16 protein-coding genes are annotated in these 23,111 nt (G+C 50.1%); 8 read left to right on the top strand and 8 right to left on the bottom strand.

Going from position 1 to position 23,111, the window contains the following annotated elements:
• Window positions 1–48: 48 nt before the first annotated feature.
• Together KS4_RS12695 and thiS are read right to left on the bottom strand one after the other, a co-directional pair.
• A complete protein-coding gene (locus KS4_RS12695; protein ID WP_145078695.1) occupies window positions 49–897 on the bottom strand; it encodes a thiazole synthase in 849 nt (282 codons plus the stop codon).
• A gap of 58 nt (window positions 898–955) precedes the next feature.
• On the bottom strand, window positions 956–1,153 hold the full coding sequence (thiS, locus tag KS4_RS12700) for a sulfur carrier protein ThiS (protein WP_145078698.1): 198 nt from the start codon (window positions 1,151–1,153) through the stop codon (window positions 956–958).
• A 249-nt stretch (window positions 1,154–1,402) separates the two neighbouring features.
• Between thiS and KS4_RS12705 the strand changes: the two genes are divergently transcribed.
• The 4 genes from KS4_RS12705 to KS4_RS12720 all read left to right on the top strand — a co-directional run bounded on the left by KS4_RS12705 (window position 1,403) and on the right by KS4_RS12720 (window position 5,363).
• Complete coding sequence (locus KS4_RS12705) at window positions 1,403–2,020, top strand: TlpA family protein disulfide reductase (RefSeq protein ID WP_145078701.1); 618 nt, start codon at window positions 1,403–1,405, stop codon at window positions 2,018–2,020.
• 33 nt (window positions 2,021–2,053) lie between these two features.
• Window positions 2,054–2,770, top strand: coding sequence for a class I SAM-dependent methyltransferase (locus KS4_RS12710; RefSeq protein ID WP_145078704.1), 717 nt, complete (start codon window positions 2,054–2,056; stop codon window positions 2,768–2,770).
• Between the two features lie 128 nt (window positions 2,771–2,898).
• Window positions 2,899–4,248, top strand: a complete 1,350-nt coding sequence (locus KS4_RS12715; RefSeq protein WP_145078707.1) for a glycosyltransferase family 39 protein — start codon at window positions 2,899–2,901, stop codon at window positions 4,246–4,248.
• A gap of 116 nt (window positions 4,249–4,364) precedes the next feature.
• Window positions 4,365–5,363 (top strand): DUF1223 domain-containing protein, encoded by a 999-nt coding sequence (locus KS4_RS12720; protein WP_145078710.1) that lies wholly within the window; start codon window positions 4,365–4,367, stop codon window positions 5,361–5,363.
• On the opposite strand, the gene KS4_RS12725 is transcribed toward KS4_RS12720, so the two are convergent.
• Genes KS4_RS12725 through KS4_RS12735 form a run of 3 tightly spaced genes read right to left on the bottom strand, consistent with a single transcriptional unit; the run spans window position 5,352 to window position 9,067 of the window.
• On the bottom strand, window positions 5,352–6,878 hold the full coding sequence (locus tag KS4_RS12725) for a sodium:solute symporter family protein (RefSeq protein ID WP_145078712.1): 1,527 nt from the start codon (window positions 6,876–6,878) through the stop codon (window positions 5,352–5,354). The two genes, KS4_RS12720 and KS4_RS12725, sit on opposite strands and share 12 nt — an antisense overlap.
• On the bottom strand, window positions 6,878–7,120 hold the full coding sequence (locus tag KS4_RS12730; protein ID WP_145078715.1) for a hypothetical protein: 243 nt from the start codon (window positions 7,118–7,120) through the stop codon (window positions 6,878–6,880). Before KS4_RS12730 ends, KS4_RS12725 begins: the two co-directional genes overlap by 1 nt.
• Window positions 7,121–7,177: 57 nt before the next feature.
• Entirely contained in the window at window positions 7,178–9,067 is a 1,890-nt protein-coding gene (locus tag KS4_RS12735) for a GxGYxYP domain-containing protein (RefSeq protein WP_145078718.1), read from the bottom strand.
• A 214-nt stretch (window positions 9,068–9,281) separates the two neighbouring features.
• Here KS4_RS12735 and KS4_RS12740 point away from each other — a divergent pair, with 214 nt between their 5' ends.
• Window positions 9,282–9,929, top strand: a complete 648-nt coding sequence (locus KS4_RS12740) for a class I SAM-dependent methyltransferase (protein ID WP_145078721.1) — start codon at window positions 9,282–9,284, stop codon at window positions 9,927–9,929.
• Window positions 9,930–9,958: 29 nt separating this feature from the next.
• Here the strand turns inward: KS4_RS12740 and KS4_RS12745 are convergent, their stop codons facing one another.
• Window positions 9,959–11,623, bottom strand: coding sequence for a hypothetical protein (locus KS4_RS12745; protein ID WP_145078724.1), 1,665 nt, complete (start codon window positions 11,621–11,623; stop codon window positions 9,959–9,961).
• A gap of 523 nt (window positions 11,624–12,146) precedes the next feature.
• Between KS4_RS12745 and lptD the strand changes: the two genes are divergently transcribed.
• Both lptD and KS4_RS12755 read left to right on the top strand, forming a co-directional pair.
• A complete protein-coding gene (gene lptD, locus KS4_RS12750; RefSeq protein WP_200761230.1) occupies window positions 12,147–15,410 on the top strand; it encodes an LPS assembly protein LptD in 3,264 nt (1,087 codons plus the stop codon).
• Window positions 15,411–15,749: 339 nt separating this feature from the next.
• Window positions 15,750–17,789 (top strand): hypothetical protein, encoded by a 2,040-nt coding sequence (locus KS4_RS12755; RefSeq protein WP_145078729.1) that lies wholly within the window; start codon window positions 15,750–15,752, stop codon window positions 17,787–17,789.
• Between the two features lie 165 nt (window positions 17,790–17,954).
• On the opposite strand, the gene metG is transcribed toward KS4_RS12755, so the two are convergent.
• Complete coding sequence (gene metG / locus KS4_RS12760; protein WP_145078733.1) at window positions 17,955–18,302, bottom strand: methionine--tRNA ligase subunit beta; 348 nt, start codon at window positions 18,300–18,302, stop codon at window positions 17,955–17,957.
• A gap of 303 nt (window positions 18,303–18,605) precedes the next feature.
• Here metG and KS4_RS12765 point away from each other — a divergent pair, with 303 nt between their 5' ends.
• On the top strand, window positions 18,606–22,268 hold the full coding sequence (locus tag KS4_RS12765; RefSeq protein WP_145078736.1) for a hypothetical protein: 3,663 nt from the start codon (window positions 18,606–18,608) through the stop codon (window positions 22,266–22,268).
• A 54-nt stretch (window positions 22,269–22,322) separates the two neighbouring features.
• Here the strand turns inward: KS4_RS12765 and bioD are convergent, their stop codons facing one another.
• Window positions 22,323–23,105 (bottom strand): dethiobiotin synthase, encoded by a 783-nt coding sequence (gene bioD / locus KS4_RS12770; RefSeq protein WP_145078739.1) that lies wholly within the window; start codon window positions 23,103–23,105, stop codon window positions 22,323–22,325.
• Window positions 23,106–23,111 lie beyond the last annotated feature (6 nt).

The raw sequence follows: 23,111 nt of genomic DNA on the forward strand, positions 1-23,111 counted from the left end.
TAACTCCACAATACCCCCATCCACCCCAATAACATCTTATAAACAGTGTCATTCACCCGGGATATAACTAATGACACCACTCCACGGACTGCTCGCAGTCGCATAAAGCTTCTTATCAATACGCCCCGCTAAATATGCATCACGCCCACCTTGCAGCGCCATTTTCATCGCTCGAGCCATCCGTATCGGCTCTTTTGCATGCGCAATACCCGTGTTTAACAAAACACCATCCGCTCCCAATTCCATCGCAATCATCACGTCGCTTGCCGTGCCAACACCCGCATCTACGATCACTGGATAATCTTCATCACCTTCTTTAAGCAACTCCAAAATGATCCGAATATTGTTCTGATTCAGCACGCCCTGCCCTGACCCAATCGGCGAACCGGCCGGCATCACACTCGCAGCACCCGCTTCCTTCAGCTTGCAAGCCATCACAGGATCGTCACTCGTATAACACAGCACCTTAAACCCGTCAGCCACCAATTCTTTCAACGCTTCAAGCGTCCCAACAGGATCAGGCAGCAATGTCTTCTTGTCGTTCAAGACCTCAAGTTTCACCCAGTCCTTACCCGGATTATCAATCTGATCCAAAATCTCGCGGCCCAATCGCGATACACGCACCGCATCCTCTGCTGTAAAGCAGCCCGCAGTATTAGGCAAAATCGTGTATTTATCCGTATCAATGAAGTCCAACAGCGAACGCCCCTCCGAATCCAACAACCGCTCACGCCTCACCGCAACCGTAATCACATCTGCACCAGAAACCTCAAGTGCATCCTGCATCTGTTCATAGTTCGCATACTTCCCCGTCCCCACAACCAGCCGGGATTTCAACACGCGGCCACCCACCACCAATTCTTTATCTGCAAATACATCGCTTTTTACTTCACTCATTTTGATATCCTTAATCGTGTTTGATCTCATCCCACAATCCCCATCCCAACCCGCTGACTTACCCACCACCCACCAATGTCACCAACTCCACCACATCCCCCTCATTCAATTCTTTTGCCTCATGCTCACGACGCGGCACAACGACCTTATTCACCTCCACCGCAACCGGCTGCTCACCCAAACCCAACTCAACAACCAGCCCACGAACCGTCGTGACATCCGTTACTTTTTCTTCACCATTAACAATCAGCTTCATACCAAAATCCTACCCCATTCACCCATCACAGGCGAACACCCACACTTTCCCCAATTTCAATAGCCCCAACCTCCCCAACGATCCTCTCCATCTCCCTTTGTTGATCTCATTTCCACCTCATCCTTAAACTCACCTGTCATTTCACGGAATAACATCCCCCCAACCGCTGGTTTATCAACTAATCACCCCACGCGGCCCGATATCTTTCAGGTCGATATTTTACCCTGCTCTTTCCAAGGAGAGCGAACGATGAAATTTCACAAACGATTTACTAATAAATACTTATCACTTTGTGTATTGCTAATATCAACCCTCACACTTACCGCCTGCTCAGGTGAATCCCAACCATCGCAAGCTGATTCTGCCAAAGGCGTTCCGCCCGAACTGCTTGATCAACCCGCTAAAACTGAAAATCAGCTCCCTGACATCTCCTCTGAAGGCCTGCAAGAGATCATCAAGAATGCCGCCGCCAAGAATCAGGTAGTTGTTGTCGATTTTTGGGCCACCTGGTGCGTTCCCTGCATCGAAATGTTCCCCAAAATCCATCAAGGCCTGCAACCCCTCGTCGATCAACAGAAAGTCCGCCTCATCACCGTCTCATTCGACGCCAATATCGAGCCATACCGCTCGCGAGCCATTGATTTCCTCAACAAAAACCATGCACTTCAAGACGCATACATCGCACCCACCTCCGATATCCAGGAATCCATCGTGGATGCCATGGGGGAAAACTGGAACGACCTCGTCGTCCCCGCTATTCTGATCTACGATAAACAAGGCAATTTGGCCTCCGAATTCATGCAAGGTGGTGTCGCACCACAGATCATTCAAACCGCGACAGATCTCGCCAATCAACCTGCCTCATGATTCGACCCGACCATCACTACAGAGATTCACCCCATGCCTAAAAAACTCAATATGAAGGAACGCTACTCTGCAAAGCTCTACGACCTCTGGGCTTCCTTCTACGATCACACCTTCGGCCAACTCGTTCACTCACGACAAAAACACGCTGTCAAACAAATCCGACCCAAGCCCGGCGAATTCATCCTCGATATCGGCGTCGGCACCGGCATGACGCTCCCCCACTACCCCAAAAACTGTACCGTCGTCGGCATGGATCTCTCCGGCGGCATGCTCGAAAAAGCAGCCGAAAAAATACAAGAAAATAATCTCACCCACTGCTCACTCGTTCAGGGTGATGCCATGTTCCCCCCCTTCGCCCCGCAATCCTTTGACCACATCATCATCACCCACACCATCTCCGTGGTCTCCGAACCCGCCAAGCTCCTGCGTTGGGCCGAAACCCTCATCAAACCCACAGGCCGCATCGTCATCCTCAACCACTTCCAATCCGCCAACCCCTTCATTGGATGGTGGGAGCACATCCTCAATCCATTCTTCCTCAAAATCGGTTGGCGTTCCGACCTCCCACTCGATGAATGCCTCGAAGACTCCAAACTCCACACCCTCTACCATTACAAAATCTCACTCTTTGACTTCTGGCAGATCGTGGTCCTTTCCCCCACCAACCGCCATGACCCCGAAGATGAACACGCCCCGCAATCGCAATCATCAGCTTTGTCTGATTCTCAAATCTCACCCTCGATCAACTAACCTCACCTGACATACGCTCATCCACCACCCCGACTCTTTGCATTACCGGACGCCCAACGCGCCCCTACCCCATCACAATCCACTCGTTCGATAATCTCTTTAAGTCCACCTACTTAACGAGATTCATTATGCGCACCCAAGCCACGACATCACCCAAGCTCACTTCATCCTCGCCAGCCCAATCATCACGTTGGCTCACCCTCATCACACTTCTGCTCATCATACTTCTCGCCCTCACCATTCGCATCGCCCTCACCCACCAGTTCGTCGGCCTCACCTCCCCGCCTGATGCCGGCGCTCAACCCGATCAACTCGACTATGAACTCTTCGCCCATCGCCTCGCAACCGGCCAAGGCTACACACTTCCCAACGACTCACCCACCGCCCGCCGATCGCCCGGCACATCTCTCACCCTCCTCCCCCCATACCTCATCTTTGGCCGCTCATTCGCCGTCGCACGCATTTGGCTTTCGCTTCTTTCCTCGCTCACCATCATCCCCATCTACTTCATCTGCCGCTACGCATTCAAACCCAAACTCATCGCATTCATCGCCGCACTTGCGCTCGCGCTCTGCCCAGCCCACGCCTATTACCCTCTCCACTTCGTCTCCGAAACGCCCTTCATCTTTTTTTTCGCACTCTCCCTCGCCCTCACTCTTGCCGCTATTCATAATCAGCAACACAACATCAAACCTACTTTGTCCCTTCATCTCACCGCTGGCCTCTCCGCAGGTCTCGCCATCCTCTCTCGTGGCCAGCTCATCTTCGCATATCCACTGTTCTCAATCTACATCGTCTACCTCGCCTATCTGTCGCATAGACACGAGCAGTCTCTTGCACCCATCCTCAAACCCGCCGCCACTCACCTACTCGCCCTCATGCTCATCCTCGCCCCGTGGGTCATCCGTAACACCATCCAACTACACAAACCCGCCCTCGCCACAAACGTTGGCCACACGCTCTGGGGCGCCAACAACAAACTCCTGATCAACGATTCCATCCACCAAGGCTCATGGCTCCCCACCTCCCGCCTCTCCGCCGAAGTCTCTCCACTCACCGGTAACGAAGTACAAACCGATCAACAAGCCCACAACAACGCCCTTACTTTCATCAAAAACAACCCCGCTTTCATCGCAAAGCTCTCAATTAAAAAAATCGCACACCTCATCATCCCCTTCTACACGTGGCCGATCACCGAAAACAAAACCACCGCCCTCGCCTTTGAATCCACTTGGCTCATCACACTCCTCCTCATCCTCATCGCCATCCCCGCACTTCTAAAATCCCCTCCCACACCTCTCACCATCATCACCCTGCTGATCCTGCTCTCACTCCTGTTCACCACACTCATCTTTTACGGCTCCCCCCGCTTCCGTGACGGCTACCTCCCGCTGACCATCCCCCTCGCGGCTCTTGGCTTCTACAACCTCATCGCTCATTTAATCCCCAAGCGTTTCACCTCCCATACGCCCCAATAACACCGCTCCTCCCCTCATCCCACCACCCCCAAATCCTCAAGGCGAAATAAAACCATCTCCCCAACAATTAAGCACTGGTCCAGTCTTACTCTCTCTCCATCCATAGGAGCCACCAGATGCGTTACATACTCCCTCTCCTGCCCGCCGCCTTCCTGATCACCTCTCTCACGCTCCTCATCGCCTCCCCAAACCTCACCGCAGGAGAATCCACCTCATCCCCAACTTCTTCATCACGCTCCTCTCACAACGCATCCAACAACTACAACTCCCACATCGATCCCAAATCCTCACCCGGCTCCGATGAACTCCCTAAAAAACAAGAAGAGCGTCCCCCTTCACCAGCCCGGTCCAACGTCTACACCTCCACCACTGAAGGCTCTCCCGCCCCATTCGCCCTCGTCCAGCTCTTCACCTCAGAAGGCTGCTCCTCATGCCCACCCGCCGACGCGCTTCTTCAGCAACTCGCCGACAACGCCAAGAAAAAAAATCGCCCCCTCTACCCCCTTTCTTTCCATGTCGATTATTGGGACCACCTCGGCTGGAAAGATCCATTCTCATCGCACAACTTCTCTGAACTCCAACGCCAATACGCCCGCGCCTGGAACGCCTCCACCGTCTACACCCCTCAAATGATCGTCAACGGCATGAACGGCTTCGTCGGATCAAACCAACGACTCGCCAATCGCCAAATCAAAGTCGCTCTTACAACCATGCCTAATTTCCAGATAAGCCTCACCGCGCAAACAAACCCTAAAAATTCTGACAAAACACTCGTCTCATTCAAAATCATGCCGCTCCCCAATTACGATCCCGAAAGCTATCGCCTCAACCTCCTCATCGCCTCTGCCGAAGACGCCATCACCACCAAAGTAGAAGCAGGCGAAAACGCAGGAAAAAGCCTCCCCCATTGCGCTGTTGTCCGAACTTACAACACCATCCCATTCTCCGAGCAGCACCTCGACGGCGAGCTCGTCATCAATCTCCCCAATGACGCTAAACCCATCAACACCAACATCGTAGCCTACATCCAAGACCCGCGAACCCTTGGCATCCTCGGCGCATCACACATCCCATTCCCCATTGAACAAGATCCCGATCAATCATCAACCGACTAACCTTCCATTAGACCGATTCAAGATCCAACTCACCCCAACAGCAACACACACATTCATCGCCAACCCATACAACCCAGCATGTACATCAAACAGCCGCCCATCCTCCAGCATGACCCGCAGCGCCAGCATCACAGCCAACCCCGCGATAAGCCCAGCCAACACCCCCTCCGAGCGAAGCCCTTTCCAATGCATCCCCAACATGAACGCGGGAGCAAGCTGCGCCAACCCTTCCAATTTCAAATCCAGCAAATCGATCAACGTTAAATCTAAATCAGTCGCCTCAAGTAGTAACGCACCCCCCCCAAGCAACACCACCAATACCCATGCTGTCACCTTCCCGATCCTCATCAACGTTGCCTCTTTTAAGTCATATTTCCCTAGAAAATCCTTCGTAATCATGCTCGACATCGTCAGCAGCGCCGAATCAGCCGTCGACATAATCGCCGCCACGACCGCACCACTCAGCAAAACCGACAGACAATATCCAACAAACCCGCTGCCCTGTATATCACCCAAGATCACCGCAAAAACTTTGTCCGCGCTCGCCCCGCTCAGGCCTTCATACCTATCCGTCGCATAGACCCCAATCACCACCATTACCAGCGTTGTAAACAGCGGCAAAAACACCATCACACACAAACTTTTTTTCAAAACAGCAACCTGCTTCGCCGCATAAATCCGCTGAATTGCCTGCGGATATAGTGATGCCCCAATCCCCGCCACCAGCACATAACTCATCCACCTCAGATTCCCACTCACCCCCGGCGGCAGCACCTTCAACTGATCCATCATATCTCCCGACATCATCCGTTCCGTCACAGCGCCCATCCCACCAAACTTCCAAACAATCAACACCATCACACCACCAAATCCGCACAGCATCACCAACCCCTGAATCATGTCCGTCCATGCCACCGCACGAAACCCGCCCAGTGTCTCATAGATCAACATCACGAGCGCCAGCCCCACCACTCCCAACAAAAACGTCCAACCGATCCCCGCATTCGCACCTGTTTCCATCATGCCCCAATCCCCCAACACTCCTTCAAACGCCCTCCCCATCGCCGTCATCTGCGCCAGCATAAAATTTCCAAGCGCATACAACATCACCACTGACCCCGCCAAACTCATCACGCGACTCTCATACCGCATCTCCAAATAATCACTCGGCGTCACAAACCCCTCTCGCCTTGCCAACGGATACAACTTCGGCGCATACAACAAATAAAACACCACCACCATCATCATAATGTAAACAAACTGTAACCAAACCCATCCCTCACGATACGCACCCCCAACCAAACCAAACAACGTATTACCGCTGTACTGCGTTGCATACAGCGTAAACAACAACACAAAAAAACCAACCCCGCGCCCGCCCAGATAGAAATCGCTCAGCGTCTTCTCGCCTCGCTTCAAATACCCCCAATACCCAACCAACAGCAGCGACAGCAGATACGCCACCATAAACACAACCCCGCCCACACCATACCCACCTTGATTCACACCTCCCATCAGCCGCCCCTCCTCAAATCTTCTGACTCGCCCACCTCATCATCTAATGCCTGATTAGTCCACAGCGTATAGGTAACCCAAACCGTCCACCCCGCCAATCCTGTAGCCGCCAGCACACTCACCAACACCCACATCGGCACCCCAAAAACGACATCCATACCACCCCCCACCCACCGCCAATACCACGGCAAGCCGATCCCCAAAAACACCCCATAACCTATCACAGCCCATCGTACATTCATCACTCCTACCTTATCGTCCTGCGTCCCCCATTTCCCAAATTATCTCACCCACCCCATTCACCGCGTCTCCCTCTTTTTCGCATCCCGCAACATCTCAACCAAACGCCTCGGCGACACCACCTCAACATCATCACCCAATAACGCCGCACACCGCACCGCCGCCTCATACCCCGCAACACCACCACCAAAATCACTCCACGCATGCACCGACACCCAAGTAAACCGTTCCCATCCTCGCTTTTTCTTTTTCGATGCCCACGCCTCAATCGTCTTCGCCACATGCTTCGGCGACCCCTCATACTCATTCTCCCACGGCAACTTCCATATCGACGTTAGCGACGACAACACCGGCACAATCCCCCTCTCTTTCCCTTCTTTAATACCCCTCTTAACCCCTGCTTCACCTCCAACAAAAATCACACGACCCTGCCCCGCCGCATACGGCGAATACTGCACCGCAAAAATCCCCTTCAGCCCCGCATTCACCTTCGCATAGATCTCATAACTCCGCTTCGCCGCCTCGGAATCCCATCTCTGTGAGAACAACCCCACATGCTCAACACCCGTCACTGCCGACGTTTTAGCAAAACGCTTCGCCAATTTCTCTACCCCTTTGCGCGGCATACGATCCACATAAAAATAACCGCCCCCATTCTGATCCACCACCGTCTCATTCTCCTTTAATCGCTCAATATTCTGCCGCCATACCGCCGGGCTCGCCTCAAGCAAATCGCGGCTACACATCCCCCAACCAAACGGGATCGCTCCCCGGTTCTTCGCGCCATACCATTTCTCATCCGACGTAAACCCGCCCATCATCCAACACAAATTATCCCCATCACTCATCATAAATGCCACGTAATGCTTCCCCGCCTCATCCACAACCGCCTCAGCACGCTCAACCTCATCAACCCGCAATACATCCTCAATCTTCAATGCCCCCGACGCAAGAATCGGCATATTCAACGAATGATTCGCCGCAGACACACGCATACCAACCTTCGAACAAGCCTCAACAAAAACACTCTCCTCATTCAATCCCCAACCAAACATCATCCCACCCGATTCCGCTCGCTTCAATGCTTCATGCATTCCTCCCTTATTTGTATCAATACCGATCATCGCTCTACTCGTAATTCCCATCGCCCGGCTCGTATGCAGATCCGGCGGCAGCATCATCAAATACTTTCGATCAAACCAATCACCATACCGCTCATACAACCAACCCATATCCTTATCCCGACAATCCACCAGTCGCTGCAAACCCATCGCTTTCACCCGCGATTCATCACCCGCCTCCACCGCAACCGCATTCAAAACCCCGCACAACCCCGTCGCAATATTCACCGACAAATCCCCAGCATCTTCTGCCGTCGCTACTGTCTTTGTTTCTGAATACAGCACATACCCCTTCACCAAACCCGCTTCGTGATAACGCCGCATCAAATCCCAAACACTTTGCTCGCCTTCCTCAATCGCAGCCCCCGTTCGCTCGGCCCAAATCTGTAACCACTCCTCATACACCTCAATCCCAAACTCGATCCATAACCCATCCCACGACGCACCGCGCTCTCGCCCCTGCAAAGCCAACAATCCACTCAATGTTTGCTGCACAACAATCTCCCCCTGTGTGCTCGGCCGAATCATCCTGATCACCCGCGCTGGCTTGGGAATCGCCAGCCAGTCCAACTTCTCATACACACCAACACGATCTTCACCACCCAACCCTTCATCCGCCCAACACACCTCAGAACCAAAACTTAAACCCATCGCAATCAACACAAGCAAACACATCAATCGATTCATAACCCGAACCTTTACACTTTCTTTGTCCAATTTTTGGCACAACATCACACCAACCACAACATAACACGGCCTTGCCAAATCAGCACCCGGCAACCCGTTGGTGCCAACAGCACGCCACATGCCAAATCTGCCGTTTGTCACAAAAAATCTTCACGCGCGCACAAAAGCGACTTTTCCCGACACAATCCACAGCGTCTTTGTGTTATAACGCGACACTTCGACTCATTCTCTACCCGCTTCTCACCAAACTTTGGGCAAAACCAACGTATTTTTGATCAGTATAAATCCTAAGTTTTTCCATTCTGTGCGCGCAGCCAAGCTTGCTTTTCCAAAACCCCACCTATATCCTTCCCGCATGGCTTTTTCCGATCAAATCAAATTCCTTGCCGCGTTCATACGCAATCCAAAGCACGTTGGCGCGATCGCTCCAAGCTCACCCGCACTCGCAAAAGCCATGGTTGATGACCTGCAAGTCCCTGATACACATACCATTGCGGAATTCGGGCCCGGCACAGGCCCATTCACCAACGCACTCAGCGACCGTTTTAAACGCGAAAACCGCCCCGCACACTACCTCGGCATCGAGCGCGATGAGAACTTCATCCAAATCCTCCGTAACCGCTTCCCTGACATGAATTTCGTGCACGGCTCCGCGGAACACCTCCCCACATACCATTCCCAATCCAAACTACCACCTATCGGCGGCATCGTCTGCGGTCTCCCATTTGCCTCACTCCCCATCGTAGTGCAAGACTCTATCACCAGTATGCTCAATGACTTACTGCAACCTGGGACGGTCTTTCGTACGTTTCAATATGTGCATGCTTACCCACTTCCCACTGCGATTCGATTCCGCAGACGCATGAAAAACATGGGTTTGCAAATGCAAAAACGCAAAGTCATCTTCAATAACATCCCCCCTGCCTACGTCCTCACATGGACCCGATCTGGCAAACTTGCACCGATCAACACTGATCCGCAAAGAGAATTAGCAAAAGCCTAGCTTAAATCACTTATTATCAAGTCATTAAATCAACGCGTTGGCACGGGCAACATACCTCTGCGGCGTGCATCTTCATGAATATCGATGGGCTGATCCTTGTCAGACGGTTCTGTGACACGCGGTTTTTTCACAGGTTTTTCATCACCCACTCTCTCATCTGACACATCCACCAACTCATACGCTTTGAGATGATCCAAAACGATGCGGTTGCCGCGAATGAAAGCCACACGTCTCCCTGTTTGATCGATCGTAACCACTTTTACTTGTTCATCTTGCGAATCTGAAACCCAGATCACTTCTGGCCGCTTTGAAATGGGTTGTGTATCGATCAGCATAATGAGCTGCTTCTTATTTGCGTGCAGCGGAGTCATGTACTCGATCGTCGCGGCAAGAAATCGGCCATGAATCGACCTGAGGTCAACGGACTTCACATTGCGCGTTGAAATACGCCGAGTTGTGATCTTCGGATCAATGATCCCGATGCGTTCAAAGGGCGGAGCAAGGCTTGTGAATCTCATGTAGGTGGTTGATGGGTCATAGCTTACGTGCTGATGACTTTCAGCGACAATCACAGACGCTTCGAGCAAATTAGTCTGACTCGCCATCGCGATTGAATCGGTGTTCGTGAGTACCGTACGGCTCGGCAATTGCCCGCTGAAGAAACGCGAAAGCACTGAGTCATTAGCAAGGTTGTTTGGAACTGATTGATTGACAGAGGATTGCGCGGTTTCTTGGAAAATATCCTCAGCTTTCAGAGGCTGTTTTTCTCTGGATTCCGCTTGATGGAGCAATTCGGGTTGTGCGTTTTCGAAGGAGACAACCGTCATGGCTGGCTCGGGCCAATCCAGACGTTCAACTTGGTTTTGCCCACGAGAAATTCGATCGTAGCTGACGTTGGTTTGTTCAATGTGGGGCGCTTGCGGTAACTCGATCATTGCCAGACGTTTGCTGTTTTCAAATGTCAGGATGAATGCACTGTCATTTGAGAATGTAATCTGAGGATTGGTGAGGGTGGTCTGCAATTCAAAGCGGCTGATCAAAGTGGGTTTGAATAAGTCCTGTGAATCGTAAACACTGAAAATATAGTGTGTTGCGTTCGGAGGTAAGACAGGATCGTCGATCAATATATCGTTGGTGGTTTGAGCAGCTTCACTCTGAAAGGTGCGTAAGGTTTGAGGTGTATCAACTCGTATGAGTCGTTGGTGATCGGCACGAAGTTGCCAGGCAAGCGCGTTTTTGACGGCGGAAAGGTAATAATCGGGCAGCGGCATATCAGGAAACAACGACCATAACTTTTTGTGTCTCAGTTTGTTACCGCGGCGATATCGGCTGACGGATTGAAATTTCTCGGTCTTAAAATCAAAGATTCGGCAGCCAAACTTCTGGTCAGACATTGATTCGATCAATTGCTGCGTTTGCGTTCTCGTGAGCGTCGGCATGTCTGAAGTAGATAGCTGCTGCTCAGTTAGCGAATCTGACTGCGGCTTCTGAATTATGGGGGTAAAAACAAGCAGTTGTTCGATGTCGGAGGTTGGGAATTCAAGACGATCGATGCGTTCGAGCCGTTCCTCGGGCATGTGGATGGAAAACTGCTGATTTGTTTGTAATGTTGCTTGAGGCGCTGCGAGGAGGGGCGCGCACGAAAGCAAAGGAACGACGAAAAGCAATAGTCTGCGAAGAGTTCGTGAACGCATGTTGTTTTTCCCGGAAAAACAAGGTGTTTTATAGTTCTTGCGAGGCGGGTATGTGTTTAGGAGGGGCAGTGGTTCAATGAGGGATGAGGGCTTTGGAATGGGTTGGTTCATGATACGTGGGGATGGGAATTTACGGCAAGAGTTTTTATAGGGTAAGCTGGGATGATCAGAATTCAGCATGCTTCGCGGTTTGATTGCCATGATGCAAATTGCTGCTGAAGAAATAGATTGTGGGCAATCGGAAAGGATTATCTATTTTGCTTAGGTTTTTTTAAGATAGGTGCCATAAGGATTTCGGAATCACATCGTCGCTTGTCTGAGTAGCTATGGATGCGGGTGTTGATGAGGTTTTGATTGGGTTGTTGGCGAAGTGGCGGGCTGGGTATTTGGTTGAGGTGTATTAAAGAAATGGTGGGGGAAGGGACGTGGACGTTTGGCTCAGGAAATCAGCAGGAAGTGAGACGCAGTCAGGATGATAAAGCGGCATATAACGGCTTGGATGTGTTTATGCAGTGCAGGTTTGATGGTCACCGCCCCACAGTTGGCGGAGATCTGCTATGCGCAGCAAGATCCGGGACGATATGAAGGTGTGATTGATGAGGTTGAGGGGGATCTGAAAAAGAAGCCAAATGAGGAATCGTTCAGCGAGTTGGAAGACTTGGGTGCGCCGACGAATTTGGATGCACGCCAATTTAGTGATTTGGAAGCACCGTACGTTGATGGGGTAAGGACTAACACACCATTAGGCGAGCCGGTATTGTCGTTGGATGTGAATCTGGCGGCGAAGCGAACGCGGGTCTGGAATGAAGGTGGCAATCAGGTTTTGCTGCTGGAGGAGGATGTGAAATTTTGGGTGGGCGCGTATTCGTTTCGGGCGAAGGGTGCAGTCGTGAGGGTGGCAACGGAAAGCTTGCCGGGGCGTGAGATTAAGCACGTTGCGGTGTATTTAGATCATGCGACGCCGGGGAATGTGCCGGGGAGTTTGGATGGGCCAGTGGTTGCCAGTGCACGCAAACTGCTGGTGACGGTGAGTTCATATGGGAAGATGAAGCTGCTGACTGATTTGATGCAGGAAGGTGTTGAGAAAAGTGAGTTGGTGGAGAAGGCGGAGACGCGGTTTGCGCGTTATGACGCGAGCCAAGAACAGGTGTTGGAAAGAACGAAACTTCGGCCGGTGTTCAGCCCTGAGCAGTTTGCGATCAGGAATGCGCGGCGCAAAGCATTGGGTGTGGAGATTTCGGAGGCAGACAAAGAGTTCATTCGATTGGCTAATGCACAGTTAGAGCATGAAGTACTCAGCAGACAAGAGATTGAAAGTGGAGATCGTGAGATCGCGACGATTGCGAAGCCGGAAGTGGCGGCGGCAAGAAGAGAACGGATCAGAGCGTTAGAGGGGGCGTCACCTGAGCCAGCGATTTTACCGGCGCAGGGATCGCTATCGTACGGGCCGATCAAGATTTTCAGCTCACAACAGATTGGGGAACCGGGCTCGGGACAGAGAGCATTAATGTTCTTGGGTGGTGTTGATCTGACGTATGAAGACTATGCGAGAAGCTTGTCGGTTTCATTGCGTGCACAGAAGGCTGTGATCATTATTGATGAGAACAAGCTGCGTGGCGGGGATGATGACGAAGTGAATGCGAGCGTAGGCGGGGAGCTTGCGGGCAAGGGGATTTTGGGGATCTATCTTGAGAATAGTGTGCAGATAAGTGATGGTGATTATACGATCCGAGCTCCGCGGGTTTATTACGATCTGATGGAGAATAAGGCGTTGGTGCTTGATGCGGTGATGTATACGTATGATGATCAGATGAAGTTGCCGTTGTATGTGCGTGCGGAGGCGCTGAGGCAGACTAGTGCGAATAGTTGGAATGCTGAGGAAGCGCGTTTTACAACGAGTGAGTTTGGGGAACCGCACTTTGCGATTGCGGCGGGAGAGGTGACGATTGACAGGCGTGAAACACCGGGTGGTACAGATCGGTATTTCTTAGCATCGAAACATAATCGTGGCGAGGTATTTGGGACGCCATTGGTTTATTTCCCGTACATAGCGGGTGAGTATTATGATGTTCCGTTGCGTGATGTGAGGGGTGGTTTTAACAGTCGATTTGGTTTATTTTTTGAGACGGGCTGGGACATGTTCTCGCTTTTCGGGAAGGAGAAGCCTGAGAATGTTGATGCGGTGGGTAAGCTTGGGTATTTGGGTGTACATAATTTGTCGTTGGGATTGGATGCGGATTATGACACGGAGACGATGTACGGTGAATTCAAGAGTTATATGATCCCGATTGATGGTGGTGAGGATGTCTTAGGTGAGGGGCGCCGAGATGTGAATCGTAGTGGTGATACGCGTGGGTTTGAGACTTGGAAGCACAGGCAGTATTTGCCGGACAATATTGAGCTGTCATTGCAGGCGTCATGGGTTTCTGACAATACGTTCTTAGAGGAATTTTTCCCGAGAGAAGCGTATGAAGCGCAGCAGTATCAGGCGAGTGGATATGTAAAGACGAATGAAGATAATTGGCTGGTGAGTGGTGTTGCGAAGACGAATTTGAATAGTTTTACGCCTCAATTGACGTATTTGCAGGCACCGGGATATGTGGTGGACAAGTTGCCAGAGATTCAGGCAACGACGGCTCCGTTTACGTTGTTTAATGAGACGGTGAATTGGTATAGCCAATCGAGTTTGAGCCGCATGCGTGTGAGGGCGGGAACGGATACGCCGGAAAGCCGCGGCTTTGAGCAGGTGCCGAGTGAGGAGATTTTCGGGATACCGCCGAACCAGACGTTTAAGAGTTATATTGAGGGTTTGGGTGTGCCGACGAACTATGTGCTGCGTGCTGATACGCGGCATGAGTTGAGTATGCCTGTGGAGATAAATGAATGGTTGAACTTTGTGCCTTATGTTGTGGGTCGCGTGACGGCGTACGACAGGACGTTTGAAGAGTTTAATGATGGGAATGGTGCGAACGATACGGTGAGGCTGTGGGGGATGGTCGGGGGCCGCCTTAATACGGAGTTTTCGAAGGTTTGGACAACACGGAGCAATCCGGTGCTGAATACGAATGGTATTCGTCACGTGTTTGAGCCTTATATGAATATTTGGACAGTGGGAACGACGATTCAGGATCAGGATTTGCCAATCTTTGATTATGACGTTGAACGAATTGACCAAGGTACGGGTGTGGCGGTTGGTGCAAGAAATACGTTGCAGACGAAGCGTGGCGGGCCGGGGCGTTGGCGGGATGTGGATTGGATTATGTGGGATGCTCGGTATGTACAGCGATGGGATGAAGGATTCCCAGAGTTCAGGATTCCGAGGTACTACAACTATCATCCGGAGTATTCGATTGGTGGGAGTCACTTCTATAGCGAATTGCTATGGATGGTGAGTGATAATGTGGCGATGATGGGTGAGCTGACTTGGGGGAATGAGTTTGATGAGGTGGTGCAGTGGCGTGTGAATGGGACGATCAACCATACGCCGCGGTTTGGAACGTTTGTGAACTACGAAGAGATTCCGGTGTTGAGTAGCCGGCTGCTGACGTATGGTTTTACGTACAGGCTTGCGACGAAATACATGGTGCATTTCTTGCAGCGGTTGGACTTGGATAATGATGAATCACGGCGAATTGGTGTTAATTTGGACAGAAAGCTGCCACGCTTTGTGTTCAGGGTGAATGTGATCCTCGACGTTGTGGATAACGAGCAGTTGTTCAATGTGCAATTGATTCCGGACGGATTGGGCGGCCAAACGAATTGGGCGGCAACACCGCTGCAATTCTAAGGGAAAATGAGGATGTAATAGGGGTGCAAGAGAGTGGGTTGGACGAGAAGAACGTGAGTCAAGCAAGCCTGCGAGTGAATCGTGGGCTTTTTTTATGGTTTAGGGGGGAATGGATGGCTTAATGGGGTACTGGGCGGTGATATTTTTGGGCAAGTTCGATATACTGAGTGGTCATAATAAAGCGATTTTGGTCGTTGTGAACACGTTGGCCGTAAGGTCTATGAAGCAAATTCAGGAATTGATTATTTCTGACGATTACAGATTTGCGGCGTAACGAGTGATTCACACGTCGATTGCTGCTCAGGTCACAAGCCACAACTGCAACTGGAGATAGCTGTAGTGTTTAAGTTCTTTAGGATTTACAACAAGTTTATTTTGGCGGTCGGCGGCAGTTTGCTGATGATCGCGTTTTTGGTGGGTAGCTCACTCCAGTCGTTGGTCGGGCCGAGCATTCCTGTGCAAGGAACGCTGGATGGCGAAGATATCACGGTGATGGATACTCGTCATGCTTCTAATCAGCTTGAGATTCTGAAGCGTTACGTACCACAGTTGTACATTATGACGCAGACGATGCTGAAGGCTGAGAATGATTATGATCGCAGCTTGCTGTGGTACATGATTCAGTACGATGCTGGTCGGCTTGGCATTGGCGCGAGTAATGCTGAAGCGTTTACGGTGTTGAATGTCATCGGCATTGATGAGACAGGCGTGAAGCGGATCGCGAATCAGATGAAGCAGCAGGAAGGCGTTGTGCTGGATGCAGTGAAGAGCTGGGTCGTTGCTGAGATGTACTCCGAGCTGGTGCTGGGTAAAGGACATGAATCGGTTTACGCACGCTTGCAGAAATTTGTAGGCACAGCGAATGCGTATCAGCAAATGTTTGGGCAGCAAGTTGGGCCACAGTACGTGTATCAGTTGGCAGCGCTTTCAAGTGAAGATCCGTATCGTGTCAGCAAGCCGTTGATGGAGCATTTTCTGCAAGATCAGAATGCACGCGTTGGTGGCGAAGCGGTTGTGATACCGGCTGATCTTTACTTAGAAGATGTGGCTGCACCCAGTGAGACTGATCTGAATACATTGTTTGAAAAGTATAAGAATGATTTGCCGGGCAAGAGCGAGCCGTTTGGTTTTGGATACAAGATCGCAGATCGTGTGAAGCTTGAGTACATCAGCATTCCGATTGACGAGTGCTTGAAACAAGTGACGGTAGAAGAAGCGGAAGCGTATGAGTTCTATAAGAAAAACGAAGCGAATTTCGTGGAACGTGATGAGCAAGGGCAGCCTAAAGAAGGCGGCAGCATTCAGCCGTATAGCGCGGTTCGTGAGCAGCTGATCACCGAGATGAAACGTAACAAAGCTTTTGAGTTGGGCCAAACGATTGCCAAGACGGCGCTTGCTGAATTGCAGAAGCCGCTTGCGAGCGTGAAGAAGGTGAATGGCTACTACAACTTAGGTGATGATTATCAAGGCGAGCCGATGCGTGTTGTCGCTGATGATATTTTCCGTGAATTCAAGGTTCGCCCTCAACAATTCAATGCTCAACGAGAGAAATGGATTGAAGTTGATCGCGTACAGGAGTTGCCGGGGATCGGGATGAGCTTCGTGGGTGGTCAACAGAATGCTCCGTTTGCAACGTATGTTGCGAGTGCCAAGCAACTCGATCCGAGTGAAACGAATCCTTTGATTGCTTTGTATCTACAGGAGAATGTGCCGAGCGATATTATGATCGGGTTTGATGGTTCGATGTTTATCTTCCGTCTGACTGCGGCGGAAGCAGCTCATGCACCGGAGTCGATTGATTTGGTGAAAACCCAAGTTGAGACTGATGCGAAGTTACAGATGGCGTTTGAGAAGCTTAAAGATGAGCGAGCACAATGGCTTGATCTTGCCAAGCAATCTGGGCTAGAGGCTGTTGCAAAGCAGGCTAAAGTTGAAGTAAAGAAGACAGGACTCGTACCACGCGTTGAGATGCGTAGTGCTGCGGGTGGAGATCAGACACCTGAGATTGCTGGCATTGGCAAGAGTCAATTGCTTGTTGATGCAATGTACAAGACGGCTCGTGATACGGGCAAGAATGGTGACTTGAAAGATATTGCAGCAATGGATCGCATGGGCGAAGCTGATGTCGATTCCAAGTTGGCGCTTGTTGTGTTCCGTGTCGATGATTACAACTTGATGACGGAATCTGAGTATATTCAAAACGCGAGTAAGTTTATCGAAACTGCAGGGTCGATGAACTACACCTTGTTCTTGAGTGAAGAGCCAAATGTGATCAGTTTTGAGATGCTCTCAGAACGCTTGAAGTGGGTGCCAGAAAGAAGTGACGAAGAAGACATGGAATCTGCAGATCAAGTATCTGACGAGGCCGAAGCGGCGTAAGTCGTAACTGTATTGAAAGACAAAAAAGAAAAACCCGCTTTATGCGGGTTTTTTTGTGTCGTATTAGGGGTTCTACGGTCGTTTATTGTGATACATATGTCATGTTTACGGTTGAAGCGATCTAGTAGGATGCTTGGGCCGTAGATTAAGTTGAGTAGGTTGCGATTATCCGACGGATGAGCCTGGAGCGATCGGCTTGCCGGGAGTGAGAAGGATAACTGAACGGTCATCATCATCGCCTGCGGAAGCGGCGAGGAGCATGCCGTTGGATTCTTCACCGCGGATTTTACGTGGTGCGAGATTGGCAACGACGATGATTTGCTTGCCAACAAGTTCTTCTGGCTCGTAATGGCCTTTAATGCCAGCACAAATCTGGCGTTTTTCTTCACCAAGATCGATCTGAAGCTTGATCAGACGATCAGCATTGGGGTGGAGTTCAGCTTCAAGAATGGTTGCAACACGGAGGTCAATCTTCATGAAGTCGTCAAAAGTAATTTCTGGCTTGGTTTCCATCGTGTGGTCTCCGAGTCCCCAAAGGTAAGAACCTGGGGTGTTCAGGATAATAATTGGGTCTTGAGTGTGGATGATATCAAGGTTGGCAATGGATTGCAGCTTGCGGGTGAACTTGAAGAACTGAGGTGGTGAAAAAGCAGGTAAACCTGTCACGAGAAGGGGTTGTCGCCTAGAATGGCGGGCAACACTGAGACGGCCAGACGCAGGATGTGGTCGATAAATCTGCGGTAGACAGGGTATTAATTACAGGAAGCGAGATTGAGGGAATCATGGGGATTAATTCGTGATGAATGAGGCATTGGCTTGTCAAAACTAAGAAATCTAAAAGGTAGCTTGAGGCAACGAGGTGGATGGAAGCAGAAATTTCTGTGGGGTGTATTGCTGTGCATGGTGGTCTTGGGTTCCGCACTGTTTTATCTGACACGGCCAGAACGCTTAGGGCGGATCTGTACATTGTTTTTGGAGCAAGCAACAGGGGCGAGAGCAACGATCCGCGAAGCATCGATTACACAGGATTTGCGAATTGAATTGTCGGATGTAGATATCCGTGTACCGGGGCGTGAGGATGCGGTTGGTCGCTTGATGTCGGTGGAGGAAGTGGAGATTGACCCGAGTATTTGGTCAATTTTGACAGGAAGCTTTCAAGCGGAAGCTGTGCGTCTCGTGCAGCCAACCGTTTACGTTACTGAAGATCTTGATTCGGGATTAATGAATTTTCAGATCCTGGCTGACAATCAAGACCAAGGTGAGGGTCAACAACGCGAATTGCCAACAAGTATTCCAGTGCTTTCGATCCGAGATGCGAAGGTTGTTCTGGGTGTCTATGAAGGCGGTGAGTATGTTGTTAATGAAGAGATGGAGATCGAGGGGCGGATCAATCGAAAAAGAGGTTACGAAGATGGGTATTACTTTGTACTAAGAGAGATGGCGGGGCCAGAGACAAAAGCACCGAAGTTTGAGGGTGAATTCAATTTAGAGAAACAAACTTTTTTAGTGAATTTGTCGGGGTTTGAGTTCCAACATCGGCAACTCATGTACCTGCCGATGGATGTTCGAAATTGGTGGGAAAGATTAGGTTTAAGGGGCGATGTGCCGACAATGAAGATCGGATACGAGCCGATCAAGGGTGTGTTTGCGGATGTCGAGCTTACGGATGGTGAGGTGAAGATCCCGTTTGAAGAATTTCCTGCAAAGCTATCGCAGGTTGATTTGCGTATGCAGATCGAAAATGACCGCGTTCATATCTCACGGCTGACAGGCGAATTGCAGGCTGGCGAGATGACGCATGTACGCTACAGCATAACGGGGGATATGTATGGATTAGAAGCATCGGCTCCATTTGAATTGCGGTTGAATACGGACAAATTTGAGGTAGCAGACGACCCAGAATTTATTTTTGGCATGCCGCCTGAAGTGCAGAAGCAGTACAGCCTGTTTACCCCGCGTGGTTTGTTTAGAGCGAGTGCGCGAATCAGTAGAAAAGAAGCTGGTGGAGATATTGCTTATCGCGGGACTGTAGATTTGCTGGATGTAAGAGGTGAGTACAAGAAATTTAAATTCCCACTTGAGAAAGCCAGCGGTGAAGTTCTGTTTGAACGCAACCTTATTACGCTGCAGAACGTGCGAGGTAAAGGATTGGACGGTGGGGACGTGCTGATTAATGGCACGATCAAGAATCCGGGGCCTGCGGCTGAAAGTCAGATGAAAGTTCATGTTGACCAGATGCCGATCAACCAACGCATTTTTGATGCAATGAAAGAAAAACATCGAAAAATGGTCGGTCAGTTCGTGTTCATGCCGGCAGCAGATAAACTCGCGAAGGATGGACTGATCCGTCTAAGCGCTGATGAGACGGGTGATGCTCCGGTCTTTAAGCCAGGTGGCAAGGTGGATATGGATATTGATATCTATCGGCCGGGTGTGAAGGGTGCGAAACCGCAGATCAGAACAGATATTGCGATGCGTGGTAGTCGTGTATTGTTTAAACATTGGCCGTACCCCGTGATTGCGTTGGGCGGGCATGTGATCGTCGATGATACGGGAACGTTGCTAAAAGATTTGAAGTTCGCAGGGCTATCAGGCGGTGAGATTGAGGTTGATGGACGGATCACGAAAAAGCCTGAAAACAAGGCTGATGTTGATGTTCGGATCACCAAGTTCAATGTGCCAAGTGATGCGTATTTAGTCAGTTCAGTACCTGAGTCCAAGAACGAATGGCTCAAACGCATGCGTGTGGGCGGTATGCTTCACGGTGAAGGTTTGGTGAAGTTTGAACTGCCAGCAAAGCCTGCGTTCACGTTTAAACTGGGCTTTAAAGGGATGGAATTGAACCCGTTAGATAGCGGGTATCTGATTAAAGATATGAGTGGGCAAGCTGATCTGACGCAGCAAGGAATAGTTTTCAGAGATATCAAGGGCACACATGAGGGCGGCGAAGTTGAAGTCAATGGTGAAGTGGATTGGTCTGAAAAACCTGCAAAAATGGCGTTTGATATTGAAGCTCGAGATCTTGTAATTGAACGTGCAGTGTTGAGTGTGCTGCCACCTGAAGCAGATGAAGCAAAAGAAGGATTAGGCGAGTTATTTGACACATTCGAGTTCGGGGGGCGGGCAGATTTGAATGTAGCTGTGAGTAATAAAAATGAACTGAAGAAGTTAGCGGTTGATGTAAGCTTGAAGCCGTATGAGCTTTCATTTGATTACAACAAACATCGGTTTGAACTGACTGATATGAGCGGCGTGATTCGAGCAGAAGAAAAACGGGCTATCTTTGATAAGCTTGGTGGTAAGTTTAAAAATGGAGAGTTCGAGGTATCTGGTATTCGTGAGTATGGGGAATACGAAAACGAAGTTATTGATTTCAAGATTAAGTCTGCTGCGATTGATTTGACCACGAGAGCATTGTTGCCTGAAAACATCGTTGAAATGATCGATGATTACTCGATCAATGGCAGCTATGAGGTTGAAGATGGACGGCTGATCGTGCGGGATGAGAACACGGATCGGCCAAAATATGAGATTGAATCAACCATCAAGATGACGGGGGGGATGGCGAAGCTGGGCATGCCGATTACAGGGTATGAGGGCGATGTCAAAGTGAAAGTGATTGGGTATCGTGGACAAACTTACCCATGGGTCGACTTGCAACTTGATGCTGAGCGATTCTTCGTGATGGATAGACTGGTTCAACCATTCGAGATGCAAATGACCAGTGGCGAGGCAACCAACCAGTTGATTATGAGGAAATTGCGGGGAGATATTTACGGCGGAACCATTGTTGGCGATGGCGAGATTCTGCTTGGTGATGAAGGAGATTATCGCTTTGATGTGAAGGTTCACGATGCGAATGTTGATGCGGTGCTTACTCCTAAAGAATTTAATAGTCAGATTATCGCTCATGATGAAGGCGCAGATAATGGGATTTATTTGCCGATGCCTGAGTTCAAAGAAGGAACACTTTCTGCGAGCTTGTTAATCGAACAAAACTTTGGGGATGTATCAAGCCGATGCGGTCGTGGCATGCTGCAAGTGAGAGATGCTAAGCTTTATAATCAACCGTTAGGGCTAGCGTTATTACAAGCTGCCAGCTTCACGCTGCCAACCGCACAATCATTTGATTCTGCGAATGCTAGATATGTTGTTGATGGCGATACGGTATATGTTGATTCGCTGGCAATTACATCTGCAGGATTTGAAATGCGTGGCAGTGGCGAGATTGGCCTGCCTGAAATGAATCTGGATTTAACGATGTATACAAAGAATCCGAACGCAATTGATATTGGGCCATTGGGCAGCATCATCGATATGGTTAAGAATGAATTCATCGCGGTGCAGGTTGGAGGAACCATGTCGGATCCACAGGCAATGATTGCACCATTCACAGGCTTCCGGAATTCGTGGAACGAGATCTTTGGCTCGAAGCAGGCGCGACGCCAATGGGATGATATCGATAAAACTGGACAGTAACACGGATGCTCGTGATCTCTGAAAACGCTGTAAATATTCATGTTTTTGATAGATTTAAACCAAAGGCTTAGATGCTGCGAAGTATGTCGACCAGTTAATCGATGCGGCATGATCTAAAATTTTCGAATCGATACGCCCAAGATTTGGTGTTACTAATTCAGGTGCTGCCGCGGGCATTTCAGTAATGATCGGAATACCATTCATTTTTTCTAGCCACGCACGGTTTAATGCGATAGACGGATCATCTGCGGTAAATCCACCTTGGTAGTGGTTCATGACTATACCAGCAACTTTTAAGCCGCGTTCTTGCAGTAAACGTATGGTCATGGACGTATGGTTGAGTGTGCCTAGCGTTGCACGCGTCACTATCAATACTGGGTAGCCCATTGCCGCGGCAAGATCTAACACCGTGATATGAGGGTTCTCTCCATCTAACGGAACAAGTAACCCCCCTGCCCCCTCGACAATAATCTTATCTGAATCTTGGTCTATCAACTGGATAGCATCACGCACCGCGTTCCAATTGACCGGTTCATTGGCTTCAGCAGAAGCCACACCGGGTGCGAGCGGTGGTACGAATCGAACAGGGTTGATTGTTGTCAGTGGATGGCGTTTGTTGGTGAAATGATGCAGAGCCGCTGTATCAGGATTCACATATTCACCGTCAATGAGATCACATTCAGAAGCAAGTGGCTTGAATGCTGCGATACGATCTTGAGGGGATTGACTGAGAAGTGCATGGGCAATTGCACAACTCACGATGGTTTTACCAACTGCTGTATCCGTTGCAGTCACGAACAAACCGGGTGTTTTTAGATTCAGTTTCAGATCGAGCATGGGGTA

The organism is Poriferisphaera corsica (assembly GCF_007747445.1).
Taxonomy (GTDB): domain Bacteria; phylum Planctomycetota; class Phycisphaerae; order Phycisphaerales; family Phycisphaeraceae; genus Poriferisphaera; species Poriferisphaera corsica.